Genomic DNA, 12,861 nt, shown 5'->3' on the forward strand with positions numbered 1-12,861 from the left:
AAGATAATATAGCTACTTTATGTAGCAGGATAAATACATATGCGAAAAGAGGAATAACGTATGCGATATATTACAGCTGGTGAATCCCACGGTCCGCAACTTACGACAATTTTAGAAGGTATTCCGGCAGGATTATCTTTAGTAGCGAATGATATAAATGAAGAATTAGCTAGAAGACAAAAAGGATATGGACGCGGTAGACGCATGCAAATTGAGAAAGACCAAGTGCAAATTGTAAGTGGTGTTAGGCATGGGAAGACAATGGGGTCCCCGATTGCACTTGTTGTTGAAAATCGTGATTTTACACATTGGACAAAGGTTATGGGTGCAGAGCCTTTAACTGAGCAGGAAGAGAAAGAAATGAAAAGGCAAGTTACGAAACCTAGACCTGGACACGCAGATTTAAATGGTGCGATTAAATATGGTCATAGAGATATGAGGAATGTATTAGAGCGTTCTTCAGCACGTGAAACGACAGTTCGTGTTGCAGCTGGTGCAGTTGCAAAAAAAATATTAGCGGAATTAGGTATACAAGTAGCGGGACATGTTGTCGAGATCGGTGGTGTACAGGCAGAAAATATTAAATATAACTCTATTGCGGAATTACAAAGTACTACAGAAGCATCTCCTGTACGTTGTTTAGATGAAAAGGCTGGTAAAAAGATGATGCAAGCAATTGATGATGCGAAGGCAAATGGTGATTCTATCGGCGGTATTGTTGAAGTAGTTGTAGAAGGAATGCCAATTGGAGTAGGTAGCTATGTACATTATGATAGAAAATTAGATGCAAAATTAGCAGCGGCAATTATGAGTATTAACGCTTTTAAAGGTGTTGAAATTGGAATTGGTTTTGAAGCAGCACATAGACCAGGAAGTGAAGTGCATGATGAAATCCTTTGGGATGAAGTGCAAGGGTACAGAAGAAAAACGAACAATGCAGGTGGATTAGAAGGTGGCATGACAACTGGTATGCCGGTTGTTGTGCGCGGTGTTATGAAACCGATACCGACATTATATAAGCCGCTTCAAAGTGTTGATATCGATACGAAAGAACCTTTTACAGCGAGTATTGAACGTTCAGATAGTTGTGCAGTGCCAGCAGCTAGCGTTGTGGCTGAAGCTGTTGTGGCTTGGGAGCTCGCGACAGCTTTAATTGAACAATTTGGATTAGATCGTATCGATCTTATACGTGAAAATATTGAGAAACATAATGAATATGCGAGGGGATTTTAATGAAGAACATACATATTCAAACGAAATCAAAAGAATATGATGTACATGTTGGAAGGGAGGCGTTGTCACATTTAACAACGCTTATTCAAAAAATGAATCCTGCGGTATCTAACATAATGATTATTTCTGATGAAGCTGTTGCATCACTGCATTTACAGACAGTTGTTGATGCATTGCAAGTAGAGCAAAAAGTATTTTCGTTTGTTGTACCGAGTGGCGAAAAAGAGAAGTCTTTTGAAAATTTCTATGAGGCACACACTTCGGCTCTTGAAAATAAATTAGATAGAAATTCTTTAATCATCGCACTTGGAGGCGGAATGATTGGAGATTTGGCTGGATTTGTTGCCGCGTCGTTTATGCGTGGTATTCGCTTTGTCCAAGTTCCAACGACTTTATTAGCTCACGATAGCGCAGTAGGCGGAAAAGTAGCAATTAACCATCCACTAGGAAAAAATATGATTGGAGCGTTTCATCAGCCAGAAGCTGTTGTATATCATACGCCATTTTTACATTCACTTCCTGAAAAAGAGTGGCGATCAGGTTATGCAGAAGTGATAAAGCATTCTCTTATTGGTGATGTAGAGCTATATCATTGGTTAAAAGAAGAAGTGCAAACATTAACGGATCTTCGTGATGAAAAGTTAATTCATATATTAACGAAGGCGATTCCTGTGAAAGCGAACATTGTGTCGCAAGACGAAACAGAAAAAGGTGTACGTGCCCATTTGAATTTTGGACATACGTTAGGACATGCTCTTGAAAAAGAGTTAGGATATGGAAATATTACTCACGGTGATGGAGTAGCGGTTGGGATGCTATTTGCCATGTTTTTAAGTGAGCAAGTGTATAAAGTTGATCTTTCTTATGAAGAAATGAAGCAGTGGTTTTTGAAATATGGTTATCCAAAAATGCCAAGCGACTTGAATGTAGAACGTCTCGTTCAGTTGATGAAACAAGATAAAAAAGCAAATGCTGGAACAATTCATATGGTGCTTATGCAGGAATATGGGGGAGTGAATGTCGTATCTATTTCAGATGAGACTGTTCATATTGCGTTAGAAGCATTTCAAAAGGATATGATCTAAAAAGTTGTAGAACAGGTATGAAATGCATATTTAAAGGTATTCTCGTAATGGTGACGGTTATGATTAAAGGTGACAGTAAGGAATTATAAATCATATCAATGACTGGGGGAAGAAAAGTGAGAGTAAAAGAGCAATTGTTAACTTTGAGAGCATATGTACCTGGGAAAAATATTGAAGAAGTAAAAAGAGAATATGGATTGTCAAAAATTGTGAAGTTGGCATCGAATGAAAATCCGTTTGGCTGCTCTGCGCGTGTGACAGAAGCATTAACTTCGTTAGCCAATCAATATGCGCTCTACCCGGACGGGGCGGCTTTTGAGCTTCGTGAGAAAGTAGCAGAGCATTTAGGTGTAAAAGCGGAACAACTTTTATTTGGTAGTGGGTTAGATGAAGTCATTCAAATGATTAGCCGCGCCTTGCTACATAACGGAACAAATGTTGTAATGGCGAATCCTACGTTCTCACAATATTATCACCATGCTGTTATTGAAGGAGCGGAAGTTCGGGAAGTACCACTTGAAAATGGTATTCACAATTTAGATGCAATGTTACAGCAAGTAGATGAGAAAACGAAGATTGTATGGATTTGTAATCCGAATAATCCGACAGGTACATATGTAGAAAAACAAAAATTACTTTCATTTTTAGAATCAGTTCCAAAGTCAGCGCTCGTTATTATGGACGAAGCATATTATGAATATGCTGGGGCAGAAGATTATCCACAAACATTACCTCTTATTGAAAAGTACGAAAATCTTATGGTGCTACGCACATTCTCAAAAGCATATGGGTTAGCTGCTTTTCGTATTGGATACGCGATTGGGGATGCAAAGCTTATTGGGCAACTAGAGGTAGCGAGACTGCCATTTAACACATCAACTATCGCTCAAGCGGTAGCATTAGCGGCAATAGAGGATCAACAGTTTTTACAAGATTGTGTGAAGAAAAATGCCGAAGGATTAAATCAATATTATGCATTTTGTAAGGAATATAACGTATTCTACTATCCATCTCAAACGAATTTCATTTTCTTGAAACTCGGTATACCTGGTAATGAAGCTTTCGAACGATTAATGAAAAAAGGATATATCGTTCGTTCTGGTGCAGCATTTGGCATGCATGATGGTATTCGTATTACTGTTGGATTAAAAGAAGAAAATGATGAGATTATTGAATTGCTTACGGAACTTGTAAAAGAACAAGTGAAGAAAGAAGAAACGTATTCTTAAGAAATGGTGAAGGCTCCTGTTACAGGAGCCTTTTTCATTTGAACTGCAATAAGGGGAGTTGTTTGCACGTTCAAGAAAGAAAACGTTACAATAGGAGTAGACGTATAAGAAGAACTATTGTACATATAACTTATTTAAAATGTGAGGAGGATACAGTTTGAAACTAGTAGGACGAAAAAATAGTTTAAATGGGAAAATTGTTGTTCCAGGAGATAAATCTATTTCGCATCGCTCTGTTATGTTTGGAGCGATAGCGGAAGGGACGACGAAAGTATCAAATTTTTTATTAGGAGAAGATTGTTTAAGTACAATTGCATGTTTTCAAAAACTAGGTGTCCAGATTGAACAGAGTGGTAACGATGTCACGATTTACGGTAAAGGATTACATAATTTACAAGAACCGAAAGAAGTATTAGATGTGGGGAATTCAGGGACGACTATTCGTCTTATGCTTGGGATTTTAGCAAATACGCCGTTCCATAGTACGATAATTGGTGATGCATCAATTGGAAAACGTCCTATGAAACGTGTTACAGACCCGCTTAGTAAGATGAATGCTCAAATTGATGGTAGAGAAAACGGACAATATACACCTTTATCTATTCGCGGTGGTAAGGTAAAAGGTATGCATTACCATTCACCAGTAGCAAGTGCACAAGTGAAGTCAGCAGTTTTACTTGCAGGTTTGCAAGGGGAAGGCGTAACTACAGTAACAGAGCCTATGCAATCTCGTGATCATACGGAAAGAATGTTACGTGCATTCGGTTGTACAGTAGATGTTAATGGACGGACCATTTCATTACAAGGCGGACAACAACTTAAAGGTGCAGACATAGAAGTTCCAGGAGATATTTCTTCGGCTGCATTTTTCTTAGTAGCTGGTGCAATTGTCCAAAATAGTAAGCTTGTATTGGAAAACGTTGGTTTAAATCCGACGAGAACAGGGATTTTAGATGTATTAACAAAGATGGGTGCACTTATTTCTATCGATCATATTAGAAATGAAGAATTTGAACCGTGTGGGGATATTACAATTGAAACATCTAAACTAAAAGGAATAGAAATTGGTGGAACTCTTATTCCAAGATTAATTGATGAAATTCCTGTCATTGCTTTATTGGCAACGCAGGCAGAAGGAATTACTGTTATTAAAGACGCTGAGGAGTTAAAAGTAAAAGAAACAAATCGTATCGATACTGTTGTAGATGAATTAGGCAAATTAGGTGCGAAGATTGAAGCTACACCAGATGGTATGATTATATATGGTAAACAAAATTTAAAAGGAAATACTGTTAATAGTCACGGCGATCATCGTATTGGGATGATGCTTGCAATCGCATCGTGTATTATAGATGGAGAAGTGAAAATAGAGAATAGTGATGCGGTCGCTGTGTCGTATCCAGAATTTTTCGAACAATTAGCTGCGCTATAAGAGAAAGTATAGGAAGAGGCAGTTCACTCAAAAGGTTGCGTTCTTACACCTAGTTGCTTATGATAAATGAACAGAAGAGAATATTTTTTGAATTAAAGGAGACGTTTATGCAAAAGTTTGAACAAGCTGTTTCATATATTGAAAGTGGAGAAGCGGAAAAAGGATTACAATTATTAAAAGAACAATTACAAATTGCGAATGATGAAGAGAAGTATGATATCGCTCGCTATTATCATACACTTGGATTTATGGATGAGGCGCTAACAATTACTGAAGACTTACGCTTACTGTATCCAGAAGAAAGTGAATTTACGGTATTTTTAGCAGAATTATACATTGATCTAGACAAAGAGGATGAAGCAATTGAAGTGCTTCATGATATTCCAGAAAATGATGATTTATATGTTCAATCGTTATTACTTGTTGCGGATTTATTCCAAATGCAAGGCTTTGATGATGTAGCGGAGCAAAAACTATTAAAGGCGAAAGAAATGATGCCTGACGAACCTGTTATTACGTTTGGATTAGCAGAATTATATAGTAGTAAAGGTGAAGAACAAAAGGCAATTACTCATTATGAATCGCTATTAGCAGAACATAAAGTAATGGGTGGTGTTGTCATTGCGTTGCGCCTTGCGGAAACGTTAAGTGCGATTGGAAACTGGGAAGAGGCAATCTCTTACTATGAAGCAGGCTTAGAGGAGCAAAAAGATATTCACTCATTATTTGGATATGCTTTCACATTATACCAAGGAGAAGAATATCAAAGAGCAATTGGTGCTTGGCAAGAATTAAAAGAATTAGACCCTGAATATGCATCATTGTACATGTATTTAGCGAAAAGCTATGAAAAAGAAGGAATGCTTCAAGAAAGCTATGAAACACTTCATGAAGGTATTAAAGTAGATGAACTTTCTGTTCCGTTTTATGTAGAATTAGCTAACATTGCAGCAAAATTAGGGAAAGTAGCGGAAGCAGAAGAAGTGCTTCAAAAAGCGCTTGAGTTAGATCCAGGACATTTAGGTGCAACATTGAAATATGCTTATATTTTAAAAGAACAAGAAAAGTATGAAGAGTTAATTGCAGTTGTAGAGCGTGCAATTGATAGCGGAGAGCCAGATACACAACTACTTTGGGATCTTGCGTTTGCAAAAAAACAATTAGAAATGTATTCGGATGCATTAAAACACTATGAAAGTGCATATACTTCTTTTAAGAATCATCCAGACTTCTTGGAAGAGTACGGTTATTTCTTATTGGAAGAAGGAATGCGAAAAGAGGCGAAAGAAGTATTTACTCAGTTGATACAACTAGACCCGACACAAATTCATATTGAAGAGTTGTTATATAATTTATAGGATTTTTTATAAGTTGGAAGGAAACTGAATGCCGCTTCTTGAATCTAAAAAGAAAAGAGAAAGACAGAGGAGGGACTTAATTGCTATGAATACCCCTGTTTCTGTAAACGAGAAGAAGGATTTTGTAAAATGGTTTTTGAATAATTACCAACTGAAACAGCGTGAATGTGTATGGATTTTGAATTATTTAATGAGTCACGATCAATTAATGCATAAAGTCCACTTCGTAGAACATGCAAAATATTGTCCGCGTGGCTTAGTGATGTCAGCGAATTGTGTGAAAGATACACCGTTTCACTTTTTTAAACAAAATGTTATGACAACAGATGCTGAAAAATCGTTTCATGATATTCGTTTAAATCGAGATGAAGATATTTATATTCAACTCAACTTTAAATCATCGTTCCAAAATGCAAATTATGTAGCTGTATTAGAAGAAAACCCATATTTACCAAAGCATATTGAAGTAAATGAAAAAGATCGTTTACTTGCAGAGAGATTTTTAGAAGAAAGTGTATTTTCATTTAGAAGAGAACGTCTTTTGAAACAAATTGATGAAGCGCTGGATAAGCAAGATAAGGAAGCGTTTCATAGGTTAACGGCGGAGTTAAAGACTTTATAGAATTTATTTGGATTATTAAATTTTTACAAATTTCAGACTTTTTTAAGAAAAACTACCGATATTAGGTAGTTTTTCTTTTTTTACCCCTTTTAGTATGGTTTAATATATATAAAGTGAAAGTTCTGTTATTTTTAATTGAGGGAGGGAAGAGACTTGAAATGGATTGTAAAAGATGTGGAACAGTTTGAGGAAGCAAGAGAGTATGTCGATACAGGAGTTATACCACTCTTATCAATTTCGGCAGCAAAAGAAATGAAAATGGTTGTAGAACAAGGTGAATTTATCGAATTGTTGAGTATGGAATTGGAAAGAGAATATAAAGGAAGAGTGCTTTTATTACCTGCATTTACGTATTTGGTAGAAAGTCAAAAGAATGAAAAAGGTCGTTTGCAAGAATGGACAGATCATTTACAAAGCCAAGGTTTTAAGCACATTGCTTACGTTACAAGTGATTTTTCATGGAAAGAAGATATGCAAGAATTACAAGGAGATTTATTTTGGTTTCCTTCATTAGCGTTAGAACAATTTAGTGAGCAAGCGAAGAGAGAAGTCATTCACGCTCATATAAAAAATATAATGATAATGTTAGAAGAAAAATGGGGAAATTAGTAATAAACAGAAAGTTCTTATTATTATGAGTAGTATGATATTGACCTGTGCATGTGGGTATTATATCATGATAGTGTCCTAGTTTTTATTTTTTATATTATTTTTCACGAGGGGACAATTTCTGATAGAGGGGGGAAATTTTCGTGAGCGAGAAGGAACATCGTGTGTCAAGAAGACAGTTTTTAAATTACACACTTACAGGGGTAGGAGGCTTTATGGCAGCGGGTATTTTAATGCCGATGACGCGATTTGCACTTGATCCGGTGTTAAGAAAAGAAGCAGGAACGGATATGGTTGCTGTTGCACAAGTGAAGGATATTACAACAGAACCGAAGCGTTTCGACTTTAAGGTGAAGCAGGTTGATGGTTGGTACAAGTCTGAAGAGCCAAAATCAGCTTGGGTTCATAAAGATGAAAGCGGAGACATTGTTGCGTTCTCTCCAGTATGTAAACATTTAGGGTGTACAGTGAACTGGAATTCGGACAAGGCACATCCGAATCAATTCTTTTGCCCGTGTCACGGGGGCCGTTATACAAAAGATGGGATGAACATTAAAGGTACGCCACCCCTTGCTCCGCTTGATATTTACGAATCTAAAGTGAAAGATGGAACGTTGTATTTAGGAAAAGCGAAGCCAAAAGGGGGTGCAAAGTAGATGCTAAATAAAATTTATGATTGGGTAGACGAGCGGTTAGATATTACACCGATATGGCGCGATATCGCTGATCATGAAGTACCTGAACATGTTAACCCGGCGCATCACTTTTCTGCATTCGTCTACTGCTTTGGGGGATTGACCTTTTTCGTTACTGTAATTCAAATTTTATCTGGAATGTTTTTGACGATGTATTATGTGCCTGATATTAAAAATGCTTGGGAATCGGTTTATTATTTACAAAATGAAGTTGCATACGGACAAATTGTTCGTGGTATGCACCACTGGGGTGCTAGTCTTGTAATTGTAATGATGTTTTTACATACACTCAGAGTTTTCTTCCAAGGTGCGTATAAAAAGCCTCGTGAGTTAAACTGGATTGTTGGTGTTCTTATTTTCTTTGTTATGTTAGGTCTTGGTTTTACCGGATATTTATTACCGTGGGATATGAAAGCGTTATTTGCTACGAAAGTAGGGATTCAAATTGCAGAGCAAACGCCGCTCATTGGTCCTTATATTAAAACATTACTCGCTGGTCATTCCGAAATTGTTGGCGCTCAAACATTAACTCGCTTCTTTGCTATTCATGTCTTCTTCTTACCAGCAGCACTTCTAGGTTTAATGGCCTTCCACTTCATCATGATTCGCAAACAAGGTATTTCCGGTCCACTATAAGAGATTGCTAAATTAAAGGGGAAAGAACTAAAGGAGGGAGATTATGCACCGCGGCAAAGGGATGAAGTTTGTAGGAGATTCTCGGGTACCAGTAGCTCGGAAACCAAATATTCCAAAAGACTATTCTGAATACCCAGGAAAAACAGAAGCATTTTGGCCGAACTTCTTGTTAAAAGAATGGATGGTTGGTGCAGTTTTTTTAATCGGTTATTTATGTTTAACAGTGGCGCATCCGTCACCGCTTGAGAGAATGGCGGATCCTACAGATGCAGGATATATACCACTTCCAGATTGGTATTTCTTATTCTTGTATCAGTTATTAAAGTATTCTTATGCTTCAGGATCATTTACTGTAATTGGAGCATTTATTATGCCAGGGATTGCGTTTGGAGCATTGCTGTTAGCTCCATTTCTTGATCGAGGCCCAGAAAGACGCCCCTTGAAGCGTCCTGTAGCAACTGGATTTATGCTTTTAGCAATTGCATCGATTATCTTTTTAACTTGGGAATCTGTAGCACACCACGATTGGGAAGCTGCAAAAAAACAAGGAGCAATTGTAAAAACAGCACCAGTTGATAAAAATGATGACGGTTATAAATTAATGCAAAAAAATACTTGTTTAACATGTCATGGTGACAATTTACAGGGCGGGGCAGCAGCACCGGCTTTGCAAAACTTAACTTTAAAGCCAGAAGAAATCGCTAAAATTGCGAAAGATGGAAAAGGTTCAATGCCTAAAGGCGTATTTAAAGGAACGGATGAAGAACTGAAAAAACTTTCGGAATTTATTGCGAAGTATAATAAGAAGTAAGAGAGAGCTGACTACAAAATTTGTAGTCAGCTTTTTATTTTGATGACAGAAAGTTTACTATATAATAGAGTAGAGTTTGATGAAAGAATGAAAGGTGTTGGACAGACAGCTTGGTTTACTTGTATGCAATGTTAAGGCAACGTTCGGTACTATTATTTTTATTGATTGTTAACATATTAGGTACAATTTACGGATTTATATGGTATGGAAATCAATTACAAGAAACTTCACCTATATTTTGGCCGTTTGTACCAGATAGCCCTATGGCGAGTCTCTTTTTTGTCTTTGTTTTAATTGGTTTCTTAATAAAGAGAAACTGGGGGTTAATAGAGGCTCTGGCAATTGTTACTTTAATAAAATATGGTATATGGGCTGTTGTTGTAAATGGGGTTTTGATTTATGTAAAAGGTCCTATTGGTCTTATGGGGTATATGTTAATGCTATCGCATTTTGCAATGGCTGTGCAGGGAGTGTTATATGCTCCGTTTTACCGCATAAAAAAATGGCATTTTGTAGTAGCAGGTATATGGACATTACATAATGATGCAATTGATTATTTATTTTGGCAAATGCCGAGATACGGAATTATGCATTTGTTTGCAGAGAAAATTGGTTATTTTACGTTTTGGTTAAGTATTGCTGTACTGTGTATCACATATTATTATTGCTTACGTGAGAACCGAAAACAGTTTTCTTTATGATAGTGAGGACATATAGGGGGAGAAAATGAAGAAAAATAAGAGTGGTATAAACATATTGGATCGATTGATTACTTTAGTTGTTTCATATAGCATAGCATTTTCTATTTTTGCACTCGCAACAGTGGCAATTGTATACGGAAAATGGCTATATTATTTTGAAATTGATTTTTTAAACATTCCAGATTTAGCAGATATGACGAAGGATGAAATTAAGAGAAATTATGATGTGCTGATTACATATTTATCTCCGTTTTATGACGGAGCATTACAGTTTCCTACATTAGATATGTCTACAAATGGTCGTATTCATTTTGTGGATGTTAAAAATATTTTAGTGAAGATTCAATATGTGATGTATGCGACAATTACGATTGCAGTAATAGGCGGCGTTTATTTATTAAAAAGAAAAAATGAAAAGTTTTTACTGCACGGATCGATTCTAACAATCATATTTCCGATAGCACTGATGTTACCAATTGCTATTAATTTTGAAAAGAGTTTTGTATTATTCCATAAGCTTTTATTCAGTAATGATTATTGGATGTTTGATATTGAAACGGATCCGATTATATTAATGCTACCAGAGGAATTCTTTATGCATGCTGCGTGTGCTATTTTGTTATTCATTTTATGTGGTAGTATACTTTGTTACAGCATGTATAGATATTTCGTAAAAAAGAAAAAGATTTCAAAGGAAAAATTCTCTGTTTAAAGAGAATTTTTTTGTTTATAAAACGATAATATATTTTTCATCCTAGTTATGTTCTATTCTTGTCCAATTCCACATATTTTGTACTAGTAGTTATAGGGGGGACCGGGATGAAGAGAACATTAATTGGACTGATAGCATTTCTAATTATAATGTTTCCAGTACGTATATATGCTGAAGAGTGGAGTGAATTAACTGGATTGCTAGATGACTCTTTGCAGTTAGTGAAGAAAAAAGAAGATGAAAAGGCAATACAAGTACTGCACCATTTTTCAGAGCAGTTTCTATCAAGGGAAAATGAAAAAAATTCAAAAGTAACTCCGGGACAAATTAGAGTCGTTTCTTTGGCGTACGATAAGGCGAAACAATCTCTCGCGGAAGATTTAGATAGGCAAGTTAAAGTGGATAATATGTTAGCGTTACAACTTGCTGTTGATGCACAAGTATCTAAATATCAGCCACTTTGGGTGGAAAGAGAAAGAAAGATAATGAATGCTTTTTCTCAAGTAGAAAAAGCGATGGAAAAAGACGATGATGGACAGTTCCAACAGACGCTAAATACATTTTTAAATGAATTTAATATTATTTATCCTAGTTTAATGATTGCTCTGCCAGAAAACGAAGCGCAGCGTGTAAATGCACATTTATCTTATTTGGATGAATTTCGTAATATTATGTTAAAAACGAAAGGTGGACAAATGCAACTAGGGATTATTAAAGGTGATTTGCAAAAAATATTTCATACCGTAAAAAAAGATGAGGTTGCTCCCTCTCTCATTTGGTTTATGACAATTACTGGAGGACTTATTCTGTTCACTTTAACGTATGTTGGATGGAGAAAGTATAAAGGTGAGAGAGAGAAGCGGAGAAGTAGCTTGCATTCTAAAGATAGATAATGCGTATAAATAAAGATACGGATTGTAAGGTTTGTTTATTGACAACGGTGGAAGAAAAAAATAGAATGAGAAGTACTATAATTAAAACTTCAATGGAGGTTTATGATGTTTTATTTAATTTACTTCGCGATCATTTTGATCATACCGTTGTATGCACAGTCAAAAGTACGTAGTGCCTATAGCAAGTATTCACAAGTTTATTCAACATCAGGTATGACAGGAGCGGAAGTGGCTCGGAAAATTTTAGATGAAAATGGATTGTACAATGTAGCTGTAGAAGAAACGCCAGGTCATTTATCGGATCATTACGATCCAACTGCCAAAACAGTTCGATTATCAACAGATAACTATTATGGACATTCAGTTGCTGGTACAGCTGTAGCAGCACATGAAGTAGGACACGCAATTCAAGATGCGAAAGATTATAACTTCATGCGTGTACGCCATTCGCTAGTGCCAGTTGCTAATTTTGGTTCAAACATGTCATGGGTTTTTGTCCTAATTGGTGTATTTGCACAAATGTCTGGTTTGTTGTTACTAGGAATTATTTTAATGGCAGCAGGTGTTATTTTCCAACTTGTTACATTACCAGTTGAGTTTGATGCATCAAAACGTGCAATGCAACAAATTGAAGCACTTGGTATCGTATCGACAGATGAGTACGGTCAAGCTCGTAAAGTATTAAATGCGGCAGCATTAACATATGTAGCAGCAGCTGCTGTAGCAGTATTTGAATTATTACGTCTCGTATTAATTTATACTGGTATGCAGCGTAGCGACGATTAAAGACTATCAATTATGATAGTCTTTTTTTGTTTTGTGGATTGAATCTTATAACATGTTAC

14 protein-coding genes are annotated in these 12,861 nt (G+C 36.3%); all 14 read left to right on the forward strand.

Features of this window, described 5'->3' with window-relative positions; translation table 11 throughout:
• Nucleotides 1-60 precede the first annotated feature (60 nt).
• Nucleotides 61-1,233 carry a chorismate synthase gene (gene aroC / locus QUF93_RS09805; protein WP_002117674.1) on the forward strand — a complete coding sequence of 391 codons (1,173 nt, stop codon included), beginning with the start codon at nt 61-63 and terminating at the stop codon, nt 1,231-1,233.
• A complete protein-coding gene (gene aroB, locus QUF93_RS09810; protein WP_289358616.1) occupies nt 1,233-2,318 on the forward strand; it encodes a 3-dehydroquinate synthase in 1,086 nt (361 codons plus the stop codon). Before aroC ends, aroB begins: the two co-directional genes overlap by 1 nt.
• A gap of 116 nt (nt 2,319-2,434) precedes the next feature.
• Complete coding sequence (gene hisC / locus QUF93_RS09815; RefSeq protein ID WP_289358617.1) at nt 2,435-3,547, forward strand: histidinol-phosphate transaminase; 1,113 nt, start codon at nt 2,435-2,437, stop codon at nt 3,545-3,547.
• Nucleotides 3,548-3,704: 157 nt separating this feature from the next.
• Entirely contained in the window at nt 3,705-4,979 is a 1,275-nt protein-coding gene (gene aroA, locus QUF93_RS09820) for a 3-phosphoshikimate 1-carboxyvinyltransferase (protein WP_289358618.1), read from the forward strand.
• Between the two features lie 107 nt (nt 4,980-5,086).
• Entirely contained in the window at nt 5,087-6,337 is a 1,251-nt protein-coding gene (locus QUF93_RS09825) for a tetratricopeptide repeat protein (protein WP_289358619.1), read from the forward strand.
• An 85-nt stretch (nt 6,338-6,422) separates the two neighbouring features.
• Entirely contained in the window at nt 6,423-6,959 is a 537-nt protein-coding gene (locus QUF93_RS09830; protein ID WP_001095925.1) for a ReoY family proteolytic degradation factor, read from the forward strand.
• 135 nt (nt 6,960-7,094) lie between these two features.
• Nucleotides 7,095-7,568 carry a YpiF family protein gene (locus QUF93_RS09835; RefSeq protein ID WP_289358621.1) on the forward strand — a complete coding sequence of 158 codons (474 nt, stop codon included), beginning with the start codon at nt 7,095-7,097 and terminating at the stop codon, nt 7,566-7,568.
• A 143-nt stretch (nt 7,569-7,711) separates the two neighbouring features.
• Complete coding sequence (qcrA, locus tag QUF93_RS09840; protein ID WP_002117690.1) at nt 7,712-8,224, forward strand: menaquinol-cytochrome c reductase iron-sulfur subunit; 513 nt, start codon at nt 7,712-7,714, stop codon at nt 8,222-8,224.
• Complete coding sequence (qcrB, locus tag QUF93_RS09845; protein ID WP_000932700.1) at nt 8,225-8,899, forward strand: menaquinol-cytochrome c reductase cytochrome b subunit; 675 nt, start codon at nt 8,225-8,227, stop codon at nt 8,897-8,899.
• A 43-nt stretch (nt 8,900-8,942) separates the two neighbouring features.
• Nucleotides 8,943-9,710 (forward strand): menaquinol-cytochrome c reductase cytochrome b/c subunit, encoded by a 768-nt coding sequence (qcrC, locus tag QUF93_RS09850; protein ID WP_000554600.1) that lies wholly within the window; start codon nt 8,943-8,945, stop codon nt 9,708-9,710.
• A 110-nt stretch (nt 9,711-9,820) separates the two neighbouring features.
• A complete protein-coding gene (gene lhaT, locus QUF93_RS09855; protein WP_289358622.1) occupies nt 9,821-10,411 on the forward strand; it encodes a lipoprotein heptaprenylglyceryl N-acetyltransferase LhaT in 591 nt (196 codons plus the stop codon).
• Between the two features lie 25 nt (nt 10,412-10,436).
• Nucleotides 10,437-11,123, forward strand: a complete 687-nt coding sequence (gene lit / locus QUF93_RS09860; RefSeq protein WP_002117696.1) for a lipoprotein intramolecular transacylase Lit — start codon at nt 10,437-10,439, stop codon at nt 11,121-11,123.
• Nucleotides 11,124-11,230: 107 nt separating this feature from the next.
• A complete protein-coding gene (gene ypjB / locus QUF93_RS09865; protein WP_289358624.1) occupies nt 11,231-12,016 on the forward strand; it encodes a sporulation protein YpjB in 786 nt (261 codons plus the stop codon).
• A 105-nt stretch (nt 12,017-12,121) separates the two neighbouring features.
• Nucleotides 12,122-12,802, forward strand: coding sequence for a zinc metallopeptidase (locus QUF93_RS09870; RefSeq protein ID WP_000499538.1), 681 nt, complete (start codon nt 12,122-12,124; stop codon nt 12,800-12,802).
• Nucleotides 12,803-12,861: the final 59 nt, after the last annotated feature.

The sequence above is a fragment of the Bacillus hominis genome (assembly GCF_030348325.1).
In the GTDB taxonomy this organism is placed as follows: Bacteria; Bacillota; Bacilli; order Bacillales; family Bacillaceae_G; genus Bacillus_A; species Bacillus_A hominis.